Annotated in this window: 36 protein-coding genes and 1 other annotated feature; of the genes, 33 read left to right on the top strand and 3 right to left on the bottom strand. The window is 40.7% G+C overall.

The window, feature by feature from the left end; all coding sequences use genetic code 11:
• Nucleotides 1-113 precede the first annotated feature (113 nt).
• From DV740_RS09310 to DV740_RS09300, 3 genes are all read right to left on the bottom strand, one after another.
• On the bottom strand, nucleotides 114-2,108 hold the full coding sequence (locus DV740_RS09310) for a 2-isopropylmalate synthase (RefSeq protein ID WP_118087912.1): 1,995 nt from the start codon (nucleotides 2,106-2,108) through the stop codon (nucleotides 114-116).
• 86 nt (nucleotides 2,109-2,194) lie between these two features.
• Nucleotides 2,195-2,425 (bottom strand) — a binding site (T-box leader).
• Nucleotides 2,426-2,501: 76 nt separating this feature from the next.
• Nucleotides 2,502-3,155: a zinc ribbon domain-containing protein gene (locus tag DV740_RS09305; RefSeq protein WP_117698345.1), complete on the bottom strand. Its 654-nt coding sequence runs from the start codon at nucleotides 3,153-3,155 to the stop codon at nucleotides 2,502-2,504.
• Nucleotides 3,156-3,348: 193 nt separating this feature from the next.
• A complete protein-coding gene (locus DV740_RS09300) occupies nucleotides 3,349-4,167 on the bottom strand; it encodes a hypothetical protein (RefSeq protein ID WP_118087911.1) in 819 nt (272 codons plus the stop codon).
• Nucleotides 4,168-4,326: 159 nt separating this feature from the next.
• Between DV740_RS09300 and putP the strand changes: the two genes are divergently transcribed.
• The 33 genes from putP (at nucleotide 4,327) to DV740_RS09135 (ending at nucleotide 22,906) form a co-directional block, all read left to right on the top strand.
• Entirely contained in the window at nucleotides 4,327-5,898 is a 1,572-nt protein-coding gene (gene putP / locus DV740_RS09295) for a sodium/proline symporter PutP (RefSeq protein WP_118087910.1), read from the top strand.
• A 410-nt stretch (nucleotides 5,899-6,308) separates the two neighbouring features.
• Nucleotides 6,309-6,620, top strand: coding sequence for a 30S ribosomal protein S10 (rpsJ, locus tag DV740_RS09290; RefSeq protein ID WP_117698348.1), 312 nt, complete (start codon nucleotides 6,309-6,311; stop codon nucleotides 6,618-6,620).
• Between the two features lie 92 nt (nucleotides 6,621-6,712).
• Complete coding sequence (rplC, locus tag DV740_RS09285) at nucleotides 6,713-7,396, top strand: 50S ribosomal protein L3 (protein ID WP_022242791.1); 684 nt, start codon at nucleotides 6,713-6,715, stop codon at nucleotides 7,394-7,396.
• A gap of 27 nt (nucleotides 7,397-7,423) precedes the next feature.
• Nucleotides 7,424-8,044: a 50S ribosomal protein L4 gene (gene rplD / locus DV740_RS09280; protein WP_118087909.1), complete on the top strand. Its 621-nt coding sequence runs from the start codon at nucleotides 7,424-7,426 to the stop codon at nucleotides 8,042-8,044.
• Nucleotides 8,044-8,343 carry a 50S ribosomal protein L23 gene (rplW, locus tag DV740_RS09275; RefSeq protein WP_022242789.1) on the top strand — a complete coding sequence of 100 codons (300 nt, stop codon included), beginning with the start codon at nucleotides 8,044-8,046 and terminating at the stop codon, nucleotides 8,341-8,343. Before rplD ends, rplW begins: the two co-directional genes overlap by 1 nt.
• 68 nt (nucleotides 8,344-8,411) lie before the next feature.
• Entirely contained in the window at nucleotides 8,412-9,254 is an 843-nt protein-coding gene (gene rplB / locus DV740_RS09270) for a 50S ribosomal protein L2 (protein ID WP_022242788.1), read from the top strand.
• An 18-nt stretch (nucleotides 9,255-9,272) separates the two neighbouring features.
• Nucleotides 9,273-9,554: a 30S ribosomal protein S19 gene (rpsS, locus tag DV740_RS09265; RefSeq protein ID WP_022242787.1), complete on the top strand. Its 282-nt coding sequence runs from the start codon at nucleotides 9,273-9,275 to the stop codon at nucleotides 9,552-9,554.
• A gap of 27 nt (nucleotides 9,555-9,581) precedes the next feature.
• On the top strand, nucleotides 9,582-9,968 hold the full coding sequence (gene rplV / locus DV740_RS09260; RefSeq protein ID WP_022242786.1) for a 50S ribosomal protein L22: 387 nt from the start codon (nucleotides 9,582-9,584) through the stop codon (nucleotides 9,966-9,968).
• A gap of 10 nt (nucleotides 9,969-9,978) precedes the next feature.
• Nucleotides 9,979-10,635, top strand: coding sequence for a 30S ribosomal protein S3 (gene rpsC / locus DV740_RS09255; protein ID WP_117698349.1), 657 nt, complete (start codon nucleotides 9,979-9,981; stop codon nucleotides 10,633-10,635).
• On the top strand, nucleotides 10,635-11,072 hold the full coding sequence (gene rplP / locus DV740_RS09250) for a 50S ribosomal protein L16 (protein WP_022242784.1): 438 nt from the start codon (nucleotides 10,635-10,637) through the stop codon (nucleotides 11,070-11,072). The genes rpsC and rplP overlap by 1 nt, the downstream gene beginning before the upstream one ends.
• Nucleotides 11,062-11,271 carry a 50S ribosomal protein L29 gene (gene rpmC, locus DV740_RS09245; RefSeq protein ID WP_022242783.1) on the top strand — a complete coding sequence of 70 codons (210 nt, stop codon included), beginning with the start codon at nucleotides 11,062-11,064 and terminating at the stop codon, nucleotides 11,269-11,271. Before rplP ends, rpmC begins: the two co-directional genes overlap by 11 nt.
• Nucleotides 11,272-11,335: 64 nt before the next feature.
• Nucleotides 11,336-11,593: a 30S ribosomal protein S17 gene (gene rpsQ / locus DV740_RS09240; protein WP_022242782.1), complete on the top strand. Its 258-nt coding sequence runs from the start codon at nucleotides 11,336-11,338 to the stop codon at nucleotides 11,591-11,593.
• 18 nt (nucleotides 11,594-11,611) lie between these two features.
• Nucleotides 11,612-11,980 (top strand): 50S ribosomal protein L14, encoded by a 369-nt coding sequence (gene rplN, locus DV740_RS09235; protein WP_022242781.1) that lies wholly within the window; start codon nucleotides 11,612-11,614, stop codon nucleotides 11,978-11,980.
• Nucleotides 11,981-11,993: 13 nt separating this feature from the next.
• Nucleotides 11,994-12,305 carry a 50S ribosomal protein L24 gene (gene rplX / locus DV740_RS09230; protein ID WP_022242780.1) on the top strand — a complete coding sequence of 104 codons (312 nt, stop codon included), beginning with the start codon at nucleotides 11,994-11,996 and terminating at the stop codon, nucleotides 12,303-12,305.
• Between the two features lie 24 nt (nucleotides 12,306-12,329).
• Nucleotides 12,330-12,869, top strand: a complete 540-nt coding sequence (gene rplE / locus DV740_RS09225; RefSeq protein WP_022242779.1) for a 50S ribosomal protein L5 — start codon at nucleotides 12,330-12,332, stop codon at nucleotides 12,867-12,869.
• Between the two features lie 17 nt (nucleotides 12,870-12,886).
• A complete protein-coding gene (locus DV740_RS09220; protein WP_022242778.1) occupies nucleotides 12,887-13,072 on the top strand; it encodes a type Z 30S ribosomal protein S14 in 186 nt (61 codons plus the stop codon).
• 115 nt (nucleotides 13,073-13,187) lie between these two features.
• Nucleotides 13,188-13,592 (top strand): 30S ribosomal protein S8, encoded by a 405-nt coding sequence (rpsH, locus tag DV740_RS09215; RefSeq protein ID WP_117698350.1) that lies wholly within the window; start codon nucleotides 13,188-13,190, stop codon nucleotides 13,590-13,592.
• Nucleotides 13,593-13,782: 190 nt separating this feature from the next.
• Entirely contained in the window at nucleotides 13,783-14,322 is a 540-nt protein-coding gene (gene rplF / locus DV740_RS09210) for a 50S ribosomal protein L6 (protein WP_022242776.1), read from the top strand.
• Between the two features lie 18 nt (nucleotides 14,323-14,340).
• Nucleotides 14,341-14,709, top strand: coding sequence for a 50S ribosomal protein L18 (rplR, locus tag DV740_RS09205; RefSeq protein ID WP_117698351.1), 369 nt, complete (start codon nucleotides 14,341-14,343; stop codon nucleotides 14,707-14,709).
• An 18-nt stretch (nucleotides 14,710-14,727) separates the two neighbouring features.
• Complete coding sequence (gene rpsE / locus DV740_RS09200; protein ID WP_022242774.1) at nucleotides 14,728-15,237, top strand: 30S ribosomal protein S5; 510 nt, start codon at nucleotides 14,728-14,730, stop codon at nucleotides 15,235-15,237.
• Nucleotides 15,238-15,250: 13 nt separating this feature from the next.
• Nucleotides 15,251-15,430 carry a 50S ribosomal protein L30 gene (gene rpmD / locus DV740_RS09195; protein ID WP_022242773.1) on the top strand — a complete coding sequence of 60 codons (180 nt, stop codon included), beginning with the start codon at nucleotides 15,251-15,253 and terminating at the stop codon, nucleotides 15,428-15,430.
• Between the two features lie 25 nt (nucleotides 15,431-15,455).
• Entirely contained in the window at nucleotides 15,456-15,896 is a 441-nt protein-coding gene (rplO, locus tag DV740_RS09190; protein WP_022242772.1) for a 50S ribosomal protein L15, read from the top strand.
• The gene (secY, locus tag DV740_RS09185) at nucleotides 15,896-17,212 is read left to right on the top strand and encodes a preprotein translocase subunit SecY (protein WP_118087908.1); all 1,317 of its coding nucleotides are present in this window, start codon (nucleotides 15,896-15,898) and stop codon (nucleotides 17,210-17,212) included. The genes rplO and secY overlap by 1 nt, the downstream gene beginning before the upstream one ends.
• A gap of 117 nt (nucleotides 17,213-17,329) precedes the next feature.
• Nucleotides 17,330-17,974, top strand: a complete 645-nt coding sequence (locus tag DV740_RS09180) for an adenylate kinase (RefSeq protein WP_022242770.1) — start codon at nucleotides 17,330-17,332, stop codon at nucleotides 17,972-17,974.
• A gap of 3 nt (nucleotides 17,975-17,977) precedes the next feature.
• Nucleotides 17,978-18,760, top strand: coding sequence for a type I methionyl aminopeptidase (gene map, locus DV740_RS09175; protein ID WP_022242769.1), 783 nt, complete (start codon nucleotides 17,978-17,980; stop codon nucleotides 18,758-18,760).
• Nucleotides 18,742-19,008 (top strand): KOW domain-containing RNA-binding protein, encoded by a 267-nt coding sequence (locus DV740_RS09170; RefSeq protein WP_117698353.1) that lies wholly within the window; start codon nucleotides 18,742-18,744, stop codon nucleotides 19,006-19,008. Before map ends, DV740_RS09170 begins: the two co-directional genes overlap by 19 nt.
• Before the next feature lie 19 nt (nucleotides 19,009-19,027).
• A complete protein-coding gene (gene infA / locus DV740_RS09165) occupies nucleotides 19,028-19,246 on the top strand; it encodes a translation initiation factor IF-1 (protein WP_022242767.1) in 219 nt (72 codons plus the stop codon).
• 170 nt (nucleotides 19,247-19,416) lie between these two features.
• Entirely contained in the window at nucleotides 19,417-19,530 is a 114-nt protein-coding gene (gene rpmJ / locus DV740_RS09160) for a 50S ribosomal protein L36 (protein ID WP_003022746.1), read from the top strand.
• A 262-nt stretch (nucleotides 19,531-19,792) separates the two neighbouring features.
• The gene (gene rpsM, locus DV740_RS09155) at nucleotides 19,793-20,161 is read left to right on the top strand and encodes a 30S ribosomal protein S13 (RefSeq protein ID WP_022242766.1); all 369 of its coding nucleotides are present in this window, start codon (nucleotides 19,793-19,795) and stop codon (nucleotides 20,159-20,161) included.
• 50 nt (nucleotides 20,162-20,211) lie between these two features.
• On the top strand, nucleotides 20,212-20,604 hold the full coding sequence (gene rpsK, locus DV740_RS09150) for a 30S ribosomal protein S11 (RefSeq protein WP_022242765.1): 393 nt from the start codon (nucleotides 20,212-20,214) through the stop codon (nucleotides 20,602-20,604).
• Between the two features lie 18 nt (nucleotides 20,605-20,622).
• A complete protein-coding gene (gene rpsD, locus DV740_RS09145) occupies nucleotides 20,623-21,216 on the top strand; it encodes a 30S ribosomal protein S4 (protein WP_022242764.1) in 594 nt (197 codons plus the stop codon).
• 59 nt (nucleotides 21,217-21,275) lie between these two features.
• On the top strand, nucleotides 21,276-22,238 hold the full coding sequence (locus DV740_RS09140) for a DNA-directed RNA polymerase subunit alpha (protein ID WP_022242763.1): 963 nt from the start codon (nucleotides 21,276-21,278) through the stop codon (nucleotides 22,236-22,238).
• 131 nt (nucleotides 22,239-22,369) lie between these two features.
• A complete protein-coding gene (locus tag DV740_RS09135) occupies nucleotides 22,370-22,906 on the top strand; it encodes a bL17 family ribosomal protein (protein WP_022242762.1) in 537 nt (178 codons plus the stop codon).
• Nucleotides 22,907-22,983: the final 77 nt, after the last annotated feature.

Here is a 22,983-nt window from a genome sequence, read left to right as displayed (position 1 = left end):
TTGGAAATAACAGTTTGCCGGGAAGATAGAAACTACGAAAAAACGCTTAGTCCGAGTACTTTTTTAGTACAAGGTCTAAGCGTGTTTCTTTAATTAAATTCTTAAATCAGGATTTATTTACTACAGGAATTGCGGTATTGTACCGGTGTCATCTCGTATTTCTTTTTAAAGAGGCGGTTGAAATGCTCTACATTCTGATAACCCACGGAGTATGCAATGTTTTCAACAGTCATATTTCCGTTCTTTAAAAGAGTTCTTGCTTTTTTCATGCGGACACCCTGAACCAGTTCAACGAATGTTTGACCGGATTTTTCCTTAATATATTTGGAAATGTACGGCTCAGAGAGGTGGAACTGTTTTGCCATATCCTCTAAGGTGACGGTCTGGTAGTTTGTCTGAATGTAATTCTTCATTTCCATTAAGCGCTTATCCTGAATCTCAACACTGGATTTTATGGAAGGAACCTGATTTACTGCAACAACCAGTGCGCTGATAGAGGATTTGATGATATCGTCGTCGATACCAACACCCCAGTACATCTGACCATAGCAGGTGATTCCTACATAGGACATAGCCTTGGAAGAGGAACCATGGCTCAAAGCGTGTTCTTCGTATATGGACAGCTCATAGCTGATGCCGAAGTACTGTTTGATAATGTTGCTGACAGCATCCAGACGGCCATTTCCGTTGGCGCTTACCAGGCGGTTCTGCCCACCATGAACAATCGTAGCTTCTGCCATAATACCATCCACCTGTTTGAAGTGGCATTCTTCGATCTGGAAGTAAGGCTGGCGTTTTACATACTTATCTTCAAAGATTTCATATACCCACTGTGGAGACAGCTCTTTGTGCTCTTCATCGGAAACATGTTTTACCAGATAGCCGACTTCCTCACGCATTTTCTCTGGCAGAGAAATGCCAAAGTTCTGTTTCAAAATGTAGTTTACGCCACCTTTACCGGACTGGCTGTTGATACGGATAACGTCAGAATCGTAAGTTCTGCCCACATCCATTGGGTCAACCGGAAGATAAGGGACAGACCACTCGTTGAGCTTTTTCTCTTCACGCCATGCCATACCTTTGGCAATGGCATCCTGATGGGAACCGGAGAAAGCGGTAAATACCAGATCACCGGCATATGGCTGACGTTCGTAAACGTGCATTCTGGTAAAATTTTCATATTTCTCACGGATTGCAGGCAGGTTGGAGAAGTTAAGCTTCGGATCAACGCCGTGTGAGAACATATTCATGGCAAGAGTGATGATATCTACATTACCGGTACGCTCACCATTACCGAAAAGAGTTCCTTCGATACGGTCGGCTCCGGCAAGAATACCAAGCTCTGCGTCACAGACACCGCAGCCACGGTCATTGTGTGGATGCAGGGAAAGTGTTACGGCATCACGATATTTCAAATGCTTGTGAATGTATTCTACCTGAGTGGCAAATACATGCGGCATTGCATTTTCAACAGTGGTTGGAATATTAATGATTGCTTTATTAGAAGCCTTTGGCTGCCATACATCAAGTACTGCGTTGCAGACTTCCACGGCATAGTCCACTTCAGTTCCCGGGAAACTTTCCGGGCTGTATTCGAAGGAGAAGTTACCTTCGGTCTCAGAAGCCAGTTTATTCAAAAGCTTTGCCCCGTCAATGGCGATCTGTTTTACTTCCTCTTTGCTCTTTTTAAATACCTGCTCACGCTGTGCAACAGAGGTAGAATTGTAAAGATGAATGACTGCGTGCGGAGCACCTTTTACCGCTTCAAAGGTTTTCTTGATGATATGCTCTCTTGCCTGGGTCAGAACCTGGACGGTAACATCGTCCGGAATCATATTGCGGTCGATTAAGGCGCGCATAAAGTTGTATTCTGTCTCGGAAGCAGCAGGGAAACCAACTTCAATTTCTTTGAAACCGATTTTAACCAGCATTTCAAAGAACTGCAGCTTTTCCTCTAAGCTCATCGGCTCAATCAGAGCCTGGTTGCCATCACGTAAATCAACGGAGCACCAGATAGGCGGATTGTCGATATAATCCTTCTTTACCCAGTCATAAGTACATTCAGGCGGCATAAAATATGCACGCTGATATTTTTCGTATCCTTTCATATTGAACCTCCAAAAAAATATTCTGATTATGTTGCAGCGTAACCTGCGTAAAAAAAATCTTCCGTCTCTATCATTCGAAGATGAATCATAGAGACGAAAGAAAACCTTCGCGGTACCACTCTGTTTCATGTTGTTACATGCACTCATTAGCACTATCATGCTATTCCCGGGTAACGGTGGGAGTCCGTCGCGACCTACTATAGGGTTCAGCCGGCAGCTTCAAGGCGAGTTCACTGTATTCCTTCTGCCGTCTTGCATCAACCGGCGGCTTTCTGAGAGAATTCCTGACAGTTACTATTCCTTTTCATAGCCTTTTTCAAATGTCTTTGGTAATACTAACACAAAAAAGTACATTTGTGTATGATTAAATTTAATCACTTATATTGATATATTTTAATAAGGAATCTGACCACTCTTGCTATATTTATTCCAAGCACCCTGATACTGGAAAGTTGCCACAATAGCATAAATTGCTGCCACAAGAATCAGCCATCCGCCAAACTCTCCCGACGAAAGGAATACGAAAATGGTATTAATGACGCCATAGACACAAAGTAAAATGGAGCATACACGGCTCTGCGCAAGATGAATAGCAAGTCCGAGTCCGAGCATAATTGCAGCATCAATCAGTGAGGTATAATTATGTAAAAAAGCAATAAGAAGCAGATTAATTCCTACACATATATAAATGATAACAGAAGAAGCAATAATATTTCCTCTGTATTTCTTACAGAGTGGAGAATGATAGAAATCGTGTTTGCTCATTCCCTGTGGAACCTGATTCGGTGCAGCGTATGGATTGCCATAAGGATATTGCTGAGCATTGTTAAACTGAGGCTGTCCATTATAAGGGTTCTGCTGAGCGTTATTAAATTGGGGCTGTCCATTATAAGGGTTCTGCTGAGCGTTATTAAATTGGGGCTGTCCATTATAAGGATTTGGCTGTCCGTTGTATGGACGCTGGTTTGGCATTGGAGCCGGTGCACCGCAGTTCGGGCAGGTTCTAAAGTTATCTGGATATTGTGTTCCGCATGATTGACATTGCATAAAATGTCTCCCCCTTTTGTATTCATTATATTATATAAGGTAATGCAGATGTATTGTATTCAGGTCATTGACAGAATGAAATCATCTTTCTCTCAAAAACCTTAAAAATATCATCGAATCACCTATATCATATCATTCTATCTGTTTTCCTGATATCTGTAAACAATAAAATAAGAAGAAATCCCCATCTGCCTTACACGCTGGCATCAATATGAGCTGCTTTTTTACGGAGTCCGGAAAGATGGATATTAATTTCGCGTCGTACAGACTGAGCAGTGACAGGTTCTTCACCAGACTTATCGTCATGCTCTGCTTTGACCAAATCGGCAGTGTGCTTATCTGAGCCATTATCCGCTGCACCAACAGACTCTTCGGTAGAATCTGAACCGGAAGAGATTTCTGCATTATCGGTAGAATCGGATGTCGTTGCATCGGTTGAATCGGAAGAGTTTTTATCCTTATCAGATGGACTTATATCTTCATAAGGCTCTTTGTCCGGTTTTGCCTGATATTCCGGCGTCTTGGTATAATCATTGTGTTCTTTTTCAATGGCATAGGTGCGCTTTAAAATCTGCTCTAACATAGCCTTTTTCTTGGCTTTTGGAATGTGCGGATCATTGGAAACCGTCTTAACCTCGGACATAAACTGCCCCATTTTATAGAGCTTTAGCTTCTCAACGTCCTTTTTGGTACGGCAGTTTTGAAGCTGTTTGCGGTAAGCTGCCACTTCTTCCTTTAGCTTTTCATGTTCTTTTAGGGCATCCGGATTGACTTTTTCTAAATACTGTTCTTCCTCCGGAGTTAATTCCTGACCGGAATCTAATTTTGCCTGAAGCTCCTGCTGGAAATTGCTTTCATGCATCTGGGAAATCTGTTCCTGATAATGCTGTAACAGGCGTTCCTCCTGGGTCAGCTCCTGGTTCCGTTCTTTTTTGGTAGGCCGCTGCGGGAGCCCCTGTTCCTTCTTGCGTTGGGAAAGAACCACAAGTGAGTTTTCGAGTTTGAGATTCATATCTTTTCCTCCTTGAAAAGTTCTGTGAAAATCCATTTTCACATATGCCGTTTATGAGAATCTTCTATATAAATAATATCGGCAAAATAAAATAAGACTTTACAACAAAACAAACAATTGCTATTCTAAATATTAAGTAACTTAAGAGGAGGACATTTTATGTTTAACAGTAACGTGCTGTGGATTCTTGCAGCATTTGTGGTATATATGGGTATAATGATTGCCATAGGTGCGAAATATATGAAAAGTACAAAGAATTCAGAAGATTATTTTCTTGGAGGAAGAGGCTTAAGCGGCTGGGTGGCAGCATTAAGCGCACAGGCATCTGATATGAGCGGATGGCTTCTGATGGGACTTCCAGGTGCTGTATATGCATTTGGAACCGGTCAGGCGTGGATAGCTATCGGATTGTTTATTGGAACGGTCTGCAACTGGATGTTTATTTCCGGAAGATTGCGCAGATATACCATCCGTGCCAATAACTCCCTGACTTTACCGGAGTATTTCCAGAATCGTTTTCATGATAAGAAGAATGTGTTGTTATGCATTTCTTCTATAGTAATAGTCGTGTTCTTCCTGGTGTATACTGCATCTGCATTTGCAGCAGGCGGAAAATTGTTCCATGCAGTAACCGGTGTTGATTATACCGTAGCTTTAACCATCGGTGCAGTTGTTATTTTACTGTATACCTTCATGGGAGGTTTTATGGCAGTATGTGTAACAGACTTTATCCAGGGAATGCTGATGCTGGTTGCACTTCTTGCAGTGCCTCTGATGGCATATGCGGTGGTAAGTGGCAATGGCGGATTAAGAGAACTTTTAGATGCCAGCGGAGTAGCAGGAGGAAGCGATTCCTATATGAGCCTCTGGCAGAATGGTGGAGAGCCATATCGTGCCATCGATATTATTTCACAGCTCGCATGGGGATTGGGATATTGCGGAATGCCTCATATCCTGACCAGATTTATGGCGGTAAAGAGCCAGAAAGAATTAAATAAATCCAAAGGTATTGCAATTGTCTGGGTAGCATTATCCTTAACCTTTGCCTGCATCATCGGTGTGGTTGGAAGAGCGTACCTGTATCCGGAAGTGCTTGGAAGCGCTGGGGCAGATTCTGCGGAAAATGTATTCATTAATATGATTACACATTTGTTTACGAAGCAGTATGCGTTGCCGTTTGTTGCGGGAATCTTCCTGTGCGGAATCCTTGCAGCAATTATGTCTACTGCAGATTCACAGCTTTTAGTAACCGCATCTTCCGTATCAGAAGATATATACAAAGGTGTAATAAATAAAGAAGCAAGTGATAAAAAGGTTCTTATGGTCAGTCGTATTACCGTAGTGGTAGTTGCGATTATTGCTTATATTATTGCACTGAATCCGAACAACTCCATTATGGGACTGGTATCCAATGCATGGGCAGGATTTGGCGCTGCATTTGGACCACTGGTAGTATTATCCCTGTTCTGGAAGCGTACGAACAAACCGGGAGCAATTGCAGGAATTATATCCGGCGGTCTGGCAGTTATCATCTGGGATTATATTCCTTTGATGAAAAACGCAGACGGTGCCATGGTAACACTTGGAACCGGAACCGGAATCTATTCCCTTCTGGTAGGATTCTTCTTAAGTTTAATCTGCATCGTAATTGTGAGTCTTTGCACCAAAGCACCAAGCGAGGAAATGCAGAAAGAATTTGCAGATGTTGCTGACAAGAGCATAGAATTGTAATAGAAAAGAAAAGCTGTTTATTTGCAATGGCAAAAGGATGCCGGCAAGTAAACAGCTTTTTATAATGAAAAAACAAGGCAGAAGTGAAAAATACCGTAAAAAAGATAGAAAATGGATTGTACACAAAAAAATACAATTTTTCTAAAAAAAGTATTGCAAAAGCGTAACCTGTCGTGTATACTAATCCTTGCTGTGACATTGATAGCGTAGAAGCGTGAGGTTGCTGCCCACTGTGGCAGGTTTTCCGTGGAGCGAATGTCAAGTTAGGAAACTGGCGACAAGTCACTGTATCACGAATATGGTCTACAGAGGTAGAAACAACGTGTGTAAAGCTTATGACACACACGGAGAAGTGTACAGTCACCGCTTGTCGTACTGAATTAAAGTGCGAAAAGGAGGCGACTTTTTTTATGGCAAGTCAAGTAATGAGAATCACATTGAAAGCTTATGATCACGAATTAGTAGATTCATCAGCAAAAAAAATCATCGAGACTGTAAAGAAAAACGGATCACAGGTGAGCGGACCGGTGCCGCTGCCAACTAAGAAAGAGGTAGTTACCATTCTTAGAGCAGTACACAAGTACAAAGATTCCAGAGAACAGTTCGAGCAGAGAACTCATAAGAGACTGATTGATATCATTGCTCCGACACAGAAAACAGTTGATGCATTATCAAGATTAGAAATGCCAGCTGGTGTCTACATCGATATCAAAATGAAATAAAGTCAAAACAAGTAGTAAATCCTGAGGGGCCGCAAGGCTTTCTAGGATGAACGGGAAACCGTTCCGCTGTAGAAAAAACAGGAGGAAAGATAATGAAGAAAGCAATTTTAGCAACAAAAGTCGGAATGACTCAAATCTTCAATGCAGACGGCGTATTAGTGCCGGTAACTGTATTACAGGCTGGTCCTTGTGTAGTAACACAGATTAAAACTGTTGAAAACGACGGATACAGTGCAGTACAGGTTGGTTTTGTTGACAAGAAAGAAAAAGTTGTAAACAAAGATGCCAACGGTAAGAAAGAAATCAGAAACAGACATGGCGTAAACAAAGCTGAAATGGGACATTTCAAAAAAGCTGGTGTGTCTGGAAAGAGATTTGTAAGAGAGTTCAAGCTTGAAAATGCAGCTGATTATAATCTTGCAGATGAAATCAAAGCAGATATCTTTGCAGAAGGCGATCATGTAGACGCAACTGCAATTTCTAAAGGTAAAGGATTCCAGGGCGCTATTAAGAGACTTGGTCAGCATAGAGGACCTATGGCTCACGGTTCTAAATTCCATCGTCATCAGGGTTCCAATGGTTCCTGTTCTACACCTAGCCGTGTATTCAAGGGCAAAGGAATGCCGGGACATATGGGAAGCGTTAAGATTACAACTCAGAACCTTGAAGTTGTAAGAGTAGACGCAGAGAACAACCTGCTTTTAATCAAAGGTGCTGTTCCAGGACCTAAGAAAGCTTTAGTAACAATCAAAGAATCAGTAAAAGCAGCAAAATAGTGCATTTAAGAAAGGAGGAACACACAGATGGCTAAAGTATCTGTTTATAATATGGAAGGCAAAGAAGTTGGCAATATGGACTTAAACGATGCTGTGTTCGGTGTAGAGATTAACGAACATCTGGTACACATGGCAGTAGTTCAGCAGTTAGCTAACAATCGTCAGGGAACTCAGAAAGCTAAGACACGTTCTGAAGTATCCGGTGGTGGAAGAAAACCTTGGAGACAGAAAGGAACTGGTCATGCAAGACAGGGTTCAACAAGATCTCCACAGTGGACTGGCGGTGGTACAGTATTCGCTCCAGTACCAAGAGACTATTCTTTCAAATTAAACAAGAAAGAAAAGAGAGCAGCTTTAAAATCTGTTTTAACATCTAAAGTTCAGGAAAATAAATTCATCGTTGTTGATGAGCTGAAATTAGACGAAATCAAAACAAAGAAATTCGCAGAGGTTATGAACAATCTGAAAGCAGACAAAGCATTAGTTATTTTAGGCGATATAGATACAAACGTAATCAAATCCGCTGCAAACATTGCAACTGTTAAGACAACACAGACCAGCGAAATGAACGTATTTGATGTATTGAAATATGACACAGTAGTAGCAACAAAGGCTGCTGTTGAAAAAATCGAGGAGGTGTATGCATAATGGCAAACGTACAGTATTATGATGTAATCCTCAAACCAGTAGTAACTGAGAAGAGTATGGCAGCTATGGGAGAAAAGAAATATACTTTCTTAGTACATCCGGAAGCTAACAAAACCATGATCAAAGAAGCAGTTGAGAAAATGTTCGAAGGCGCTAAGGTTGCCAAGGTTAACACAATGAACCAGGAGGGCAAGAACAAAAGACGTGGTGCTGTAGTTGGAAAAACTGCAAAAACAAAGAAAGCTATCGTTCAGTTAACAGAAGATAGTGCAGATATCGAGATTTTCTCCGGACTGTAAAATCCGGGAAACTCAGCTAGGCACAGAAAAGTGCGATAATAAACTTATTTATTGAAAGGAGAAAAACAATGGGAATTAAGACATACAACCCATATACACCTTCCAGAAGAAATATGACTGGATCTGATTTCTCTGAAATCACAAAGAAGACTCCTGAGAAATCCCTTACAACTTCTTTAAAGAAGAACTCCGGTCGTAACAATCAGGGTAAAATCACAGTAAGACACCAGGGTGGTGGAAACAGAAGAAAATACAGAATCATCGACTTCAAGAGAAGAAAAGATGGTATCCCGGCAACTGTAATCGGAATCGAGTACGATCCAAACAGAACAGCTAACATCGCTTTAATCAGTTATGCAGATGGCGAGAAAGCATATATCCTTGCTCCAGAAGGATTAACAGACGGAATGACTGTTATGAACGGAGCAGAAGCAGAAGTAAGAGTTGGAAACTGCTTACCACTGGAGAACATCCCGGTAGGTACCCAGGTACACAACATTGAGTTATACGCTGGCAAGGGCGGACAGTTAGTACGTTCTGCAGGTAACAGCGCACAGTTGATGGCTAAAGAAGGAAAATACGCAACACTTCGTCTTCCTTCAGGAGAAATGAGAATGGTTCCTCTGAACTGCCGTGCATCCATTGGTGTAATCGGTAACGGTGACCACAACCTTGTAAATATCGGTAAAGCAGGACGTAAACGTCACATGGGTATCCGCCCGACAGTCCGCGGTTCTGTTATGAACCCGAATGACCATCCACACGGTGGTGGAGAAGGTAAGGCACCAGTTGGACGTCCAGGTCCATGTACACCTTGGGGCAAACCTGCTCTTGGACTTAAGACACGTAAGAAGAAAAAAGCTTCTAACAAGTTAATCGTAAGAAGAAGAGACGGCAGAGCTATTAAATAGTAGATAGGAGGAAATAAAATGGCAAGATCACTTAAAAAAGGACCATTTGCAGACGAAAGCTTACTGAAAAAAGTAGATGCTATGAACGCAGCAAATGATAAATCAGTTATCAAGACATGGTCACGTCGTTCCACAATTTTCCCATCCTTCGTTGGACATACAATTGCTGTTCATGACGGAAGAAAACATGTTCCTGTATATGTCACAGAGGATATGGTTGGACACAAACTCGGTGAGTTCGTAGCAACAAGAACTTACAGAGGCCATGGAAAAGACGAGAAGAAATCAGGCGTTAGATAAATAGAATTTTGAAAGGAGGTTTCACTCATGGCAAAAGGACATAGAAGTCAGATTAAGAGAGAAAGAAATGCAGTAAAAGATACTAGACCTTCCGCAAAGTTGTCTTATGCAAGAATGTCAGTTCAGAAAGCTTGTTTCGTATTAGATGCTATCCGCGGTAAAGATGTTGAGACAGCACTTGCGATTGTAACTTACAATCCAAGATACGCATCAAGCGTAATAGAGAAGTTATTAAAATCTGCTATTGCAAATGCAGAGAACAATAACGGAATGAGCACAGAAAACCTTTATGTTGAGGAGTGCTACGCAAACAAAGGACCAACAATGAAGAGAATCAGACCAAGAGCACAGGGTAGAGCTTACAGAATCGAGAAGAGAACAAGCCACTTAACAATTGTGCTGAATGAAAGATAGGAGGGCAAACATGGGACAGAAGGTTAATCCTCATGGCTTAAGAGTCGGCGTTATCAAAGACTGGGATTCCAAGTGGTACGCAGAATCTGATTTTGCTGATTTCTTAGTAGAAGACTATAACATCAGAACATTTCTGAAAAAGAAATTATATGCTGCAGGTGTTTCTAAGATTGAAATCGAAAGAGCATCCGACAGAGTAAAGGTTATCCTTTACACAGCTAAGCCGGGCGTTGTAATCGGTAAAGGCGGAGCTGAAATCGAGAAAGTAAAAGCTGAATTACAGAAATTTACAGACAAGAAACTTGTTGTAGATATCAAAGAAGTAAAGAGACCAGACAAAGATGCTCAGTTAGTAGCTGAGAACATTGCACTTCAGTTAGAGAACCGTGTTTCCTTCCGTAGAGCAATGAAATCCTGCATGGGAAGATGTATGAAAGCTGGAGCAAAGGGTATTAAGGCATCCGTATCCGGACGTCTTGGCGGAGCTGATATGGCTCGTACCGAGTTCTATTCAGAAGGAACTATTCCACTTCAGACATTAAGAGCAGATATCGAGTATGGATTTGCTGAAGCAGACACCACATACGGTAAAGTCGGTGTTAAAGTTTGGATTTATAAAGGAGAAGTACTTCCTACAAAAGGAAATAAGGAAGGAGGAGTTCAGTAATGTTAATGCCTAAGAGAGTAAAACATCGTAAACAGTTCCGTGGTTCTATGGCCGGAAAAGCGATGAGAGGAAATAAAATTACAAATGGTTCCTACGGTATCGTAGCACTTGAACCATGCTGGATTCGTTCCAATCAGATTGAGGCAGCCCGTATTGCTATGACAAGATATATCAAGCGTGGTGGCCGTGTCTGGATTAAAATTTTCCCAGACAAACCAGTAACTGCAAAACCAGCAGAAACCCGTATGGGTTCCGGAAAAGGAACTTTAGAGTACTGGGTAGCTGTAGTAAAACCAGGACGTGTATTATTTGAAATCTCTGATGTATCTGATGAGGTTGCAAAAGAGGCATTACGTCTTGCTACACACAAATTACCTTGTAAATGCAAAGTGGTTTCTCGTGCAGACTTAGAAGGCGGTGAATCAAATGAAAACTAGTAAATATTTAGAAGAATTAAACACACAGTCCGCTGCTGATTTAAAAATGCAGTTGGTTGAAGCTAAAAAAGAACTTTTCAATTTGAGATTCCAGAACGCAACAAATCAGCTGGATAACACGAGCAGAATCAAAGAAGTTAGAAAGAATATTGCCAGAATCCAGACCGTTATTACTCAGAAAGAAAAAGTTGCTGAATAATTTCAAAAGAATCATACCTGCTTAAGCAGGCAAACAGGCAATCATAAATGAAAGGAGATTCGTCGTGGAAGAAAGAAATCTTAGAAAAACACGTGTAGGCGTTGTTGTAAGTGATAAAATGGATAAGACCATTGTTGTTGCTGTTAAAGATAACGTAAGACATGCATTATATAACAAGATCGTAAAGAAGACATACAAATTAAAAGCTCATGATGAGAACAACGAGTGTAAAATCGGTGATACCGTCAGAGTAATGGAAACAAGACCACTCTCTAAAGATAAGAGATGGAGACTTGTAGAGATTATGGAAAGAGCAAAATAATAGAAGGAGGCTACCGGCATGGTACAACAGGAAACCAGACTTAAGGTTGCTGATAACACTGGAGCAAAAGAATTGCTGTGCATCCGTGTTATGGGCGGTTCAACCAGAAGATATGCAAATATTGGTGATGTAATTACAGCTACTGTTAAAGATGCAACACCAGGCGGCGTTGTTAAAAAAGGTGACGTTGTAAAGGCAGTCGTTGTTCGTACAGTAAAAGGTGCTCGTCGTAAAGATGGCTCTTATATCAAATTCGATGAAAACGCTGCAGTTATTATCAAAGATGATAAAACCCCAAGAGGAACTCGTATTTTTGGACCAGTAGCAAGAGAGCTTCGTGAAAAACAGTTTATGAAAATTGTTTCTCTGGCTCCGGAAGTATTGTAGGAGGTACCCGAAAATGGCAAGCTTGAAAATTAAAAAAGGTGATACTGTAAAGGTAATCGCTGGAAAAGACAAAGACAAAGAAGGCAAAGTAATTGCTGTAAATAAGAAAAACAATACTTTACTTGTTGAAGGTATCAATATGGTAACAAAACATGCAAAACCAAGCATGGCTAACCAGCAGGGTGGAATCATCCATCAGGAAGGACCTATTGATGCTTCTAACGTAATGTATCTTCACAAAGGAAAAGCTACCCGTGTAGGTTTCAAAATGGATGGAGATAAGAAAGTACGTTATGCAAAATCTACAGGTGATGTAATCGATTAATCGTAAGAGAGGAGGAGCAGCAAGTTGAGTAGACTTAAAGATCAGTACCAGAACGAGATCATTGATGCAATGACCAAAAAGTTCGGCTATAAAAACATTATGGAAGTACCAAAGCTTTCTAAGATTGTTATCAACATGGGTGTTGGTGAAGCAAAAGAAAACGCTAAAATCTTAGAGTCAGCTATGAAAGATATGGAAACAATTTCCGGTCAGAAACCAGTTACTACAAAGGCAAAGAATTCCATCGCTAACTTCAAGTTAAGAGAAGGAATGCCGATTGGATGTAAAGTTACTTTAAGAGGCGAGAAGATGTATGAGTTCGTAGACCGTCTGGTAAACTTAGCTTTACCACGAGTACGTGACTTCAGAGGAGTTAATCCGAACGCTTTCGACGGTAGAGGTAACTACGCTCTTGGTATCAAAGAGCAGATCATTTTCCCTGAAATTGAATTCGATAAGGTTGATAAAGTAAGAGGAATGGATATTATTTTCGTAACAACTGCAAAGACAGACGAAGAAGCACGCGAATTATTGACATTATTCAATATGCCATTCGCTAAATAAGACAGGAGGGAATTTAAATGGCAAAGACTTCTATGAAAGTAAAACAGCAGCGTAAACAGAAATTCTCTTCTAGAGAATACAATCGTTGCAGAATCTGTGGTCGTCCACATGCATATTTAAGAAAATATGGAATCTGTAGAGTTTGCTTCCGTGAACTGGCTTACAAAGGTCAGATTCCGGGTGTAAAGAAAGCAAGCTGGTAGGCTGTAAAGCCATTCTCTTAAATTGAGTGAGACCGAAGCCCTTGTGGTGTAGGTCGAACTTGACGGAGAACATCTACAACAAAGAAAGAGAAGAATAATAGGAGGCAGACACATCATGACAATGACAAGTGATCCAATTGCAGATATGCTTACAAGAATCCGTAATGCAAACACTGCAAAACATGATACAGTTGATATCCCGGCTTCTAAAATCAAAGTGGCAATCGCAGACATTTTAGTAAGAGAAGGATACATTGCAAAATATGACATCATTGAAGATGGAATCTTTAAGACCATTCGTGTAACCTTAAAATATGGTGCAGATAAGAATGAAAAGATTATTACCGGACTGAAGAGAATTTCTAAACCAGGACTTCGTGTATACGCTGGTAAAGATAATCTTCCTAAGGTACTTGGTGGACTTGGAATCGCAATTCTTTCCACAAACCAGGGAATCATCACTGACAAAGAGGCTAGAAAGCTTCAGGTTGGTGGCGAAGTATTAGCATTTGTTTGGTAGGCATTGAACACTTGATGAAATCGAGCCGCAGGCGAAGATTGAGGCTAGTGTGAAAGCCGTTCTGTGAGATTACTGAGCGCAAGCCCTTTGGGGTGCAGCGCGAAGTTAGCGAGCAGAACTACCTTAAGAGTATATTCTTAAGGCATAGCGCAGGTAACAATAAACCACAAATTATACAGGAGGTACGGGCATGTCACGAATTGGAAGAATGCCAATCGCAATTCCAGCAGGTGTTACTGTGGAATTAGCAGAAAATAATCAGGTGACTGTAAAGGGTCCAAAAGGAACATTAAGCAGAGTATTACCATCCGAGATGGAAATCAAAGTAGAAGGTTCTGAAGTAACCGTTACAAGACCAAATGATTTGAAGAAAATGAAATCCTTACACGGATTAACAAGAACACTGATTCACAACATGGTTGTTGGTGTAACAGATGGATTTACCAAAGAACTTGAAGTAAATGGTGTAGGTTACAGAGCATCTAAAGCAGGAAAGAAACTTACATTAAACCTTGGATATTCTCATCCGGTAGAGATGGAAGATCCAGAAGGATTAGAGTCTACAGTAGATGGTAACAAGATTATCATCAAAGGTATCGATAAAGAAAAAGTTGGCCAGTACGCAGCTGAAATCAGAGATAAGAGAAGACCTGAACCTTACAAAGGAAAAGGTATCAAATATGCTGATGAAGTTATTAGACGTAAAGTTGGTAAAACTGGTAAGAAATAATTAAAGGAGTGACGAGAGATGGTTAATAAAGAATCAAGAACAGCAGCTCGTGAAAATAAACATAGAAGACTGCGTAATCGCCTGGCTGGAACAGCAGAGAGACCACGTTTAGCTGTGTTTAGAAGTAATAATCATATGTACGCTCAGATTATTGACGATACAGTTGGCAATACCCTCGTAGCAGCATCTACAATGGATAAAGATGTAAAAGCAGCTTGCGAGAAGACTAATAACGTTGATGCAGCAGCACAGGTTGGTACTGCAATTGCAAAGAAAGCATTAGAAAAAGGTATTACAACAGTTGTCTTTGATAGAGGCGGTTTCATATATTCCGGAAAAGTAAAAGCATTAGCTGACGCAGCAAGAGAAGCTGGATTAGAATTCTAATAAGGAGGAAAACAGTACATGAAACGTACAATTATTGATGCTAGTCAATTAGAATTAACAGAAAAAGTGGTATCAATCAAGCGCGTTACGAAAGTTGTAAAAGGTGGACGTAACATGCGTTTCACAGCTCTTGTTGTTGTTGGTGACGGCAATGGTCATGTGGGCGCAGGACTTGGAAAAGCAACTGAAATTCCTGAAGCAATCCGCAAAGGAAAAGAAGATGCTATGAAAAAACTTATCACTGTAAAATTAGATGAGAACAATAGTATTACTCATGATATCAGTGGAAAACATACTGGTGCATCTGTTTTATTAAAGAGAGCTCCAGAAGGTACCGGTGTTATCGCAGGCGGTCCGGCTCGTAACGTATGTGAGCTGGCAGGAATCGAGAATATTCGTACAAAATCTCTTGGTTCCAACAATAAGCAGAACGTAGTACTTGCTACTATCGATGCTTTAAGCAAACTGAAATCCCCGGAAGAAGTTGCAAAACTTCGTGGATTATCTGTAGAAGAAGTAGTAGGTTAAGGAGGAATAAGAAATGGCAAATTTAAAAATTACACTCGTAAAATCTACTATCGGTGCAGTGCCAAAGAATAAAAAGACAGTAGAAGCATTAGGTCTTAAGAAAATTGGCGCATCAGTTGAACGTCCGGATAACAAAGCTGTTAGAGGAATGATTCAGCAGGTAAGACATTTAGTGAAAGTAGAAGAAATCTAATTATAGAGATAAGGAGGTGCCAGAAATGGATTTATCCAATTTACAGCCGGCATTAGGTTCTAAGCATAGTGATAATTTCAGAAGAGGCCGTGGTCACGGTTCAGGAAACGGTAAGACCGCTGGTAAAGGACACAAGGGACAGAAAGCTCGTTCCGGAGCTCCAAGACCAGGCTTTGAAGGTGGCCAGATGCCTTTATACAGAAGATTACCGAAGAGAGGTTTCAAATGTATTAATTCCAAGACTATCGTTGGAATCAATGTATCTGCTCTTGAAGTATTTGACAACGATGCAGTAGTATCTGTTGAAACTTTACTGGAAAAAGGTATCGTAAAGAATCCAAGAGATGGAGTTAAGATCCTTGGAAACGGCGAACTTACTAAGAAGCTCACAGTTCAGGCTAATGCATTCAGCGCAAGCGCAAAAGAAAAAATCGAGGCTCTTGGTGGAAAAGCTGAGGTGATCTAATGTTTGATACAGTTCGTAACGCATTTAAAGTAAAAGATATTAGAAATAGAATTTTATTTACCTTTTTTATGCTGATTATCATCCGAATCGGTTCACAGTTACCGATTCCGGGTGTTGACCGGAATGTGTTTGCAGACTGGTTTGCTAATCAGAGTAGTGATGCGTTTAACTTTTTCGATGCAGTAACAGGCGGTTCATTCTTACAGATGTCCGTCTTTGCATTGAATATCACACCATATATCACATCTTCCATCATCATGCAGCTGTTGACGATTGCAATTCCAAAACTGGAAGAGATGCAGCGTGACGGCGAAGAGGGAAGAAAGAAAATTGCAGAGATTACACGTTATGTGACTGTTGTTCTGGCTTTAATCGAAGCAATTGCAATGGCAATCGGATTCTCCAGAAGCGGTTATCTGACCGATAAAGGATGGCTTACGGTTCTTCAGGTAATTGTAACCTTGACAGCAGGTTCTGCAGTACTTATGTGGATTGGTGAGAGAATTACGGAAAAGGGTGTTGGAAACGGTATTTCTATCGTACTTGTAATCAACATTATTTCACGAATTCCTAGCGATTTTGGAACACTGTATGAGCAGTTTGTAAAAGGAAAGATTCCTGCAAAAGCAGTTCTTGCAGTAGTAATTATCGCAGCAATCATTTTAGTAACCGTTGTCTTTGTCGTTGTCCTTCAGGCAGCTCAGAGAAAGATTCCGGTACAATATTCGAAGAAAATTCAGGGAAGAAAACAGGTAGGCGGTCAGTCTACGCATATTCCTCTGAAAGTAAATACCGGTGGAGTTATCCCGGTTATCTTCGCACAGTCTTTAATGCAGTTCCCGGTTGTTATTGCGTCTCTCTTAGGAAAGGGCAATGGAACAGGAATTGGCAGTAAGATTTTAAAGGGATTATCCCAGTCTAACTGGTGCAACCCACAGGAGCCAATCTACAGCATTGGTTTGGCTGTATATCTTGTATTGATTATTGCATTTGCATACTTCTATACATCCATTACATTCAATCCGCTGGAGATTGCGAACAACATGAAGAGACAGGGTGGATTTATCCCGGGTATCAGACCTGGAAAACCAACCAGCGATTATCTGAATCGGATTTTAAATTACATTGTCTTTATCGGTGCGGCAGGCTTATCCATTGTTGCAGTTATTCCAATCTTCTTCAATGGAGTATTTAAAGCAAACGTATCTTTCGGTGGAACATCTATCATCATTATCGTAGGTGTTGTTATCGAGACAATTAAACAGATCGAATCCCAGATGTTAGTTCGTTACTATAAAGGATTTTTGAATGACTAATGTGTACCAGAAGGGGGTGCTGCAAATGCAGCGTCTCCTGTGGTGCACTAAAGTTGTTTATAGAAGAAAAAGCAGATTAGCTTGCAAAGAAGAAGGTAAACAGGAGGTTTTCTTTATATGAAAATTATTATGTTAGGAGCGCCGGGTGCTGGTAAAGGTACACAGGCAAAACAGATTGCAGATAAATATTCTATTCCACACATCTCAACAGGAGATATTTTCCGTGCAAATATCAAAAACGGAACAGAATTAGGCAAGAAAGCAAAACAGTATATGGACCAGGGAGCTTTAGTTCCGGATGAATTAACCTGTGATCTGGTAATGGACAGAATACAGCAGGATGACTGCAAGAACGGCTTCGTACTGGACGGTTTTCCAAGAACCATTCCTCAGGCAGAAGCATTGGATGCAGCACTTGGTAAAATAAACGAGAAGATGGACTATGCAATTGATGTAGATGTTCCAGACGAAAATATCGTAAATCGTATGAGCGGCAGAAGAGCCTGCTTAAATTGTGGAGCAACCTATCATCTTATTTCCATTCCACCAAAGGTAGAAGGAATCTGTGACCGTTGTGGCAGCGAAATCGTATTGCGTGAAGATGATAAGCCAGAGACAGTTCAGAAGAGATTAAAAGTATATCATGAGCAGACACAGCCATTGATTGATTATTATAAGAATCAGGGAATTTTAAAATCTGTAGACGGAACACAGCCGATGGATGAAGTATTCAAAGCCATCGTTACAATCTTAGGAGCGTAAATAATGTCGGTTACGATTAAATCAGCAGAAGAAATAGAGCTGATGCGTCAGGCAGGAAAGTATCTTGCTAAAGTACATCAGGAACTGGAACGTGCAATCAAACCTGGAATCAGCACATGGGAGATTGATAAAATCGGAGAAGAGACCATCCGCAGCCTTGGCTGCGAACCGAATTTCCTGAATTATCAGGGCTATCCGGCATCCGTCTGTGTATCGGTCAACGACGAAGTTGTTCATGGAATTCCAAGAAAAGACCATATTATTAAGGAAGGCGATATCGTAAGCCTTGATACCGGTCTTATCTATAAGGGATATCATTCCGATGCGGCAAGAACCCATGGAGTTGGTGAAATCAGTAAAGAGGCTGCTCTTTTAATAGAAAGAACCCGGGAAAGCTTTTTCCAGGGAATGCAGTATGCAAGAGCCGGAAGAAGGCTTTATGAAATCTCAGGAGCAATCGGAGATTATGCAGAAAGCTACGGCTACGGAGTTGTATATGATCTGGTAGGGCATGGCATTGGAACCCATCTTCATGAGGAACCGGAGATTCCGAATTTCCGTCAGTGGAGAAGAGGACTGAAGCTGAAGGCAGGAATGACATTGGCAGTTGAGCCGATGATAAATGCCGGAAGCCCGGATGTGGAATGGATGGATGATGAATGGACAGTAGTAACCTACGATGGTTCCTTATCTGCACATTATGAAAACACCATTTTGATTACAGAAGGAAGACCGGAAATCCTTACATTGACAGAGGAGGAAAGAGAATGTATCTGGCAAGAGTAAAGGCAGGTCACGACCGGAATCAGTACTATGTAGTGCAGTCACAGGATGAAAAATTCGTCTATCTTGTAAATGGAACCACAAGAACCTGTGACCGGCCGAGAAAGAAAAGCTACAAACATGTACAGCTTGTAAAAAAGCTTCCGCAGGAAGTCTTAGAAGCAGTAAATAACCCGGGGCTTACAGAAAATGCAAAAGCAGCAAAGCTGATTAAGGCTTATGAGCAATATATATTAACCAGAAAAGATTGATTTAGCAGGAGGAAAGAAAATGTCAAAGGCAGATGTAATTGAAGTAGAAGGAACAATTTTGGAAAAGCTTCCAAACGCAATGTTTCAGGTGCAGCTTGAGAATGGCCATCAGGTACTGGCGCATATCAGCGGCAAATTAAGAATGAATTTCATTCGTATCTTACCAGGTGATAAGGTTACGATTGAGATGTCTCCATATGATCTGACAAAGGGCAGAATTATCTGGAGAGATAAATAAGGAGAAAATTCGAGAAAAGTAGTTGATTTTTCGGATTCTCTATGCTAAAATACTAAATGGACGCTTTTGTGAAAACAAGGGCATATTATGCTGTTTAGCAGAAAGAAAAGAGAAATACCCATGGAAACAGGTTTTCCGGGGCGCAGGCAAGTAGAAAGGAGGATTATGCTGTGAAGGTAAGATCATCAGTTAAACCTATTTGCGAGAAGTGCAAAGTTATCAAAAGAAAGGGAAGCATCAGAATCATCTGTGAAAACCCTAAGCACAAACAGAGACAGGGTTAATTTCCACTTTGTTTGAAAAATTATGTGCGGCTGCAGCGCATGAGAATGTGCTGTTCATAATATAACGCGAACGCGCGTGGTCTGTTGCGCAGTCCTTACATACCGAGAGGATGCAGCAGATTGTGGCTGGGATTGCTAAGCAATCATTACTATAGGAAGAAAAAGGTGTATGCACACATTTCAGGGCGGGAAACCGCAGCTGCATGGGTCTTTGGAATTCCTTACTATTAACAAAGAAATCTATATGGAGGTGTAAACACACATGGCTCGTATTGCAGGTGTAGATTTACCAAGAGAAAAACGTGTTGAGATTGGTTTGACTTATATCTATGGAATCGGCAGAGTTAGTGCTGACCGTATCCTTGCTGAGGCAAACGTTAATCCTGATACCCGTTGCAGAGACTTAACTGACGACGAGGTAAAAAGAATTAGTGCAGTAATCGATGAGACTCAGGTTGTAGAAGGTGACTTAAGACGTCAGACAGCTCTTGATATCAAGAGATTACAGGAAATCGGATGCTATCGTGGAATCCGTCATAGAAAAGGACTTCCGGTTCGTGGTCAGAAAACAAAGACCAATGCAAGAACAAGAAAAGGTCCTAAGAGAACTGTTGCAAACAAGAAAAAATAATTCTTGGCAACTTTATAATTTTAAATTTAAGAAAGTAGGTTAGTTTAGATATGGCTAAAGTTACAAAAAAAGTGACAAAAAAGCGTGTAAGAAAAAACGTTGAACATGGACAGGCACATATTCAGGCATCCTTCAATAACACCATCGTTACATTAACAGATGCTGAAGGTAATGCATTATCATGGGCAAGTGCCGGTGGTCTTGGATTTAGAGGTTCAAAGAAATCTACTCCATATGCTGCACAGATGGCAGCAGAAACTGCTACAAAAGCAGCTCTTATACATGGATTAAAAACAGTTGATGTTATGGTTAAAGGACCAGGATCAGGAAGAGAAGCAGCAATCCGTGCCCTTCAGGCAGCCGGACTTGAAGTTCTTTCTATTCGTGACGTAACTCCAGTTCCTCATAATGGATGTCGTCCACCAAAACGTCGTAGAGTATAATTAGGAGGGATATCTAAAATGGCAGTAAATAAAGTTCCTGTTCTGAAAAGATGCAGATCTCTTGGTTTAGAGCCAAGTTATTTGGGATATGATAAAAAATCTAACAGAGAATTAAAGAGAGCGAACAAGAAGGTATCTGAGTATGGCCTTCAGCTTCGCGAAAAACAGAAAGCAAAATTCATTTACGGAGTATTAGAGAAACCATTCCGTAACTATTATGATAAAGCAGACCAGATGAAAGGTATGACAGGTACAAACCTGATGACTATCTTAGAGAGCCGTCTTGATAATGTTATCTTCCGTCTTGGATTTGCAAGAACCAGAAGAGAAGCAAGACAGATCGTTGACCACAAATTCGTTACAGTTAACGGAAAGTTAGTTAACATTCCTTCTTACCTGGTAAAAGCTGGCGATGTAATCGAAATCAAAGAGAGCCGTAAAAATTCCCAGAGAATGAAAGATGTCGTAGAAGTAGCTGGCGGCAGATTAGTTCCGGAATGGCTTGATGTTGATGCAGAGAAAATGCAGGGAACCGTAAAAGAGTTACCTTCCAGAGAAATGATTGATGTACCAGTAGACGAGATGCTTATCGTCGAGTTGTATTCTAAATAATCATAAACTAGCGGGCTGAAAGAAGAAACAAATTACCCGAAAGAAGGAGGGGCTTTGTAGTGTTCGATTTTCAAAAACCAACAATTGAAATTGCTGAAATTTCTGAAGACAAAAGATATGGAAGATTCGTATGCGAACCTTTGGAAAGAGGATATGGTACAACACTTGGTAATTCTTTAAGAAGAATCATGTTGTCATCCCTGCCAGGTGCAGCAGTAAGTCAGGTTAAAATCGATGGTGTACTTCATGAGTTCAGTTCTATTCCTGGCGTAAAGGAAGATGTTACTGAAATCATTATGAACATCAAAGAGCTTGCAATCCGTAATAACAGCGCTGATGATGAGCCTAAGGTAGCTTACATTGAGTTCAGTGGTGAAGGCGTTGTTACAGCAGCAGATATTCAGGTAGATCAGGATATTCAGATTATGAATCCGGATTTAGTAATTGCACACTTAAACGGCGGTGCTGATTCCAAATTATACATGGAATTAACCATTACCAAAGGTAGAGGTTATGTCAGCGCAGATAAGAACAAAGATGCAGATTTACCAATTGGTGTAATCGCAGTAGATTCTATCTATACACCGGTAGAGCGTGTGAACTTATCCATTCAGAATACCCGTGTGGGTCAGATTACCGATTACGATAAACTGACACTTGACGTATATACCAATGGAACACTTGCTCCAGATGAAGCAGTCAGCTTAGCTGCAAAGGTATTAAGCGAGCACTTAAGTCTTTTCATTGACCTTTCCGAGAATGCTAAGACAGCAGAAGTCATGATTGAGAAAGAAGACAATGCGAAGGAAAAAGTTCTTGAGATGAACATTGACGAACTGGAGTTATCCGTACGTTCTTACAACTGCTTGAAGAGAGCAGGTATCAATACTGTTGAAGAACTTACAAACCGTACACCGGAAGATATGATGAAAGTTCGTAACCTTGGACGTAAGTCTTTGGAAGAAGTATTAGCAAAATTAAAAGAATTAGGCCTTCAGCTCAATCAGGGCGACGAGGTTTAAGATAACTCAGTGCAGCAGCACCAGTAAGTCCGACGAGCGTGGTGATGTTGGTTCATGAGTGGCACAAAACAAGCATTCGGTAAGTAAGTCCGATGAGCATGGCCGGATGTACCACAAATGGAGGAATAAAAATGGCAAAGTATAGAAAATTAGGAAGAACATCTTCCCAGAGAAAAGCATTACTGAGAAATCAGGTAACAGCATTATTAAACAATGGTAAAATTGTTACCACAGAAGCAAAAGCAAAAGAAATCCGTAAAATTGCAGAAGGCCTTATTGCAATGGCAGTTCGCGAGAAAGATAACTTCGAAGAAGTTACTGTAAAAGCTAAAGTTGCAAGAAAAGACAAAGACGGCAAGAGAGTAAAAGAAGTTGTAGATGGTAAGAAAGTTACTGTATATGACGAAGTTGAAAAAACAATCAAGAAGGATAATCCTTCCCGTCTTCATGCAAGAAGAGAGATGTTAAAAGTTCTTTATCCTGTAACTGAAGTTCCTACAGAAGCAGCTGGAAAGAAGAAAAATACAAAGAAAGTTGATTTAGTTGCAAAATTATTCGACGAAATCGCACCTAAGTATGCAGACCGTAACGGTGGTTACACAAGAATCGTAAAGATTGGTCAGCGTAAAGGTGACGGAGCTTTAGAAGTTCTTATCGAGTTAGTATAATTAACATCGTTTTATATGAATCAAAAAAGAGTCAGGACATTCGTGTCCTGGCTCTTTTTTTGCTTGTTTACAGGAAA

Origin of the sequence: Roseburia sp. AF02-12 (assembly GCF_003461765.1) — a bacterium.
GTDB classification, from domain to species: domain Bacteria; phylum Bacillota; class Clostridia; order Lachnospirales; family Lachnospiraceae; genus Roseburia_C; species Roseburia_C amylophila.
The sequence above is the reverse complement of the archived record's forward strand: the minus strand, read 5'-3'. Positions and strand labels throughout refer to the sequence as shown.

Excerpts from the sequence above, each read along its gene's own strand:
- DV740_RS09310 (WP_118087912.1), bottom strand. The coding sequence starts at position 2,108 with ATGAAAGGATACGAAAAATATCAGCGTGCATATTTTATGCCGCCTGAA.
- rplP (WP_022242784.1), top strand. The coding sequence starts at position 10,635 with ATGTTAATGCCTAAGAGAGTAAAACATCGTAAACAGTTCCGTGGTTCT.
- rplO (WP_022242772.1), top strand. The coding sequence starts at position 15,456 with ATGGATTTATCCAATTTACAGCCGGCATTAGGTTCTAAGCATAGTGAT.
- rplD (WP_118087909.1), top strand. The coding sequence starts at position 7,424 with ATGGCTAAAGTATCTGTTTATAATATGGAAGGCAAAGAAGTTGGCAAT.
- rpsS (WP_022242787.1), top strand. The coding sequence starts at position 9,273 with ATGGCAAGATCACTTAAAAAAGGACCATTTGCAGACGAAAGCTTACTG.
- DV740_RS09170 (WP_117698353.1), top strand. The coding sequence starts at position 18,742 with ATGTATCTGGCAAGAGTAAAGGCAGGTCACGACCGGAATCAGTACTAT.
- rpsC (WP_117698349.1), top strand. The coding sequence starts at position 9,979 with ATGGGACAGAAGGTTAATCCTCATGGCTTAAGAGTCGGCGTTATCAAA.
- putP (WP_118087910.1), top strand. The coding sequence starts at position 4,327 with ATGTTTAACAGTAACGTGCTGTGGATTCTTGCAGCATTTGTGGTATAT.
- rplB (WP_022242788.1), top strand. The coding sequence starts at position 8,412 with ATGGGAATTAAGACATACAACCCATATACACCTTCCAGAAGAAATATG.
- rplC (WP_022242791.1), top strand. The coding sequence starts at position 6,713 with ATGAAGAAAGCAATTTTAGCAACAAAAGTCGGAATGACTCAAATCTTC.
- rpsK (WP_022242765.1), top strand. The coding sequence starts at position 20,212 with ATGGCTAAAGTTACAAAAAAAGTGACAAAAAAGCGTGTAAGAAAAAAC.
- rpsJ (WP_117698348.1), top strand. The coding sequence starts at position 6,309 with ATGGCAAGTCAAGTAATGAGAATCACATTGAAAGCTTATGATCACGAA.
- DV740_RS09305 (WP_117698345.1), bottom strand. The coding sequence starts at position 3,155 with ATGCAATGTCAATCATGCGGAACACAATATCCAGATAACTTTAGAACC.
- rpsM (WP_022242766.1), top strand. The coding sequence starts at position 19,793 with ATGGCTCGTATTGCAGGTGTAGATTTACCAAGAGAAAAACGTGTTGAG.
- rpsH (WP_117698350.1), top strand. The coding sequence starts at position 13,188 with ATGACAATGACAAGTGATCCAATTGCAGATATGCTTACAAGAATCCGT.
- secY (WP_118087908.1), top strand. The coding sequence starts at position 15,896 with ATGTTTGATACAGTTCGTAACGCATTTAAAGTAAAAGATATTAGAAAT.
- rpmC (WP_022242783.1), top strand. The coding sequence starts at position 11,062 with ATGAAAACTAGTAAATATTTAGAAGAATTAAACACACAGTCCGCTGCT.
- rpsD (WP_022242764.1), top strand. The coding sequence starts at position 20,623 with ATGGCAGTAAATAAAGTTCCTGTTCTGAAAAGATGCAGATCTCTTGGT.
- rplW (WP_022242789.1), top strand. The coding sequence starts at position 8,044 with ATGGCAAACGTACAGTATTATGATGTAATCCTCAAACCAGTAGTAACT.
- DV740_RS09135 (WP_022242762.1), top strand. The coding sequence starts at position 22,370 with ATGGCAAAGTATAGAAAATTAGGAAGAACATCTTCCCAGAGAAAAGCA.
- rpsE (WP_022242774.1), top strand. The coding sequence starts at position 14,728 with ATGAAACGTACAATTATTGATGCTAGTCAATTAGAATTAACAGAAAAA.
- rpmD (WP_022242773.1), top strand. The coding sequence starts at position 15,251 with ATGGCAAATTTAAAAATTACACTCGTAAAATCTACTATCGGTGCAGTG.
- rplV (WP_022242786.1), top strand. The coding sequence starts at position 9,582 with ATGGCAAAAGGACATAGAAGTCAGATTAAGAGAGAAAGAAATGCAGTA.
- DV740_RS09220 (WP_022242778.1), top strand. The coding sequence starts at position 12,887 with ATGGCAAAGACTTCTATGAAAGTAAAACAGCAGCGTAAACAGAAATTC.
- DV740_RS09300 (WP_118087911.1), bottom strand. The coding sequence starts at position 4,167 with ATGAATCTCAAACTCGAAAACTCACTTGTGGTTCTTTCCCAACGCAAG.
- rplR (WP_117698351.1), top strand. The coding sequence starts at position 14,341 with ATGGTTAATAAAGAATCAAGAACAGCAGCTCGTGAAAATAAACATAGA.
- rplX (WP_022242780.1), top strand. The coding sequence starts at position 11,994 with ATGGCAAGCTTGAAAATTAAAAAAGGTGATACTGTAAAGGTAATCGCT.
- rplN (WP_022242781.1), top strand. The coding sequence starts at position 11,612 with ATGGTACAACAGGAAACCAGACTTAAGGTTGCTGATAACACTGGAGCA.
- map (WP_022242769.1), top strand. The coding sequence starts at position 17,978 with ATGTCGGTTACGATTAAATCAGCAGAAGAAATAGAGCTGATGCGTCAG.
- rplF (WP_022242776.1), top strand. The coding sequence starts at position 13,783 with ATGTCACGAATTGGAAGAATGCCAATCGCAATTCCAGCAGGTGTTACT.
- DV740_RS09180 (WP_022242770.1), top strand. The coding sequence starts at position 17,330 with ATGAAAATTATTATGTTAGGAGCGCCGGGTGCTGGTAAAGGTACACAG.
- infA (WP_022242767.1), top strand. The coding sequence starts at position 19,028 with ATGTCAAAGGCAGATGTAATTGAAGTAGAAGGAACAATTTTGGAAAAG.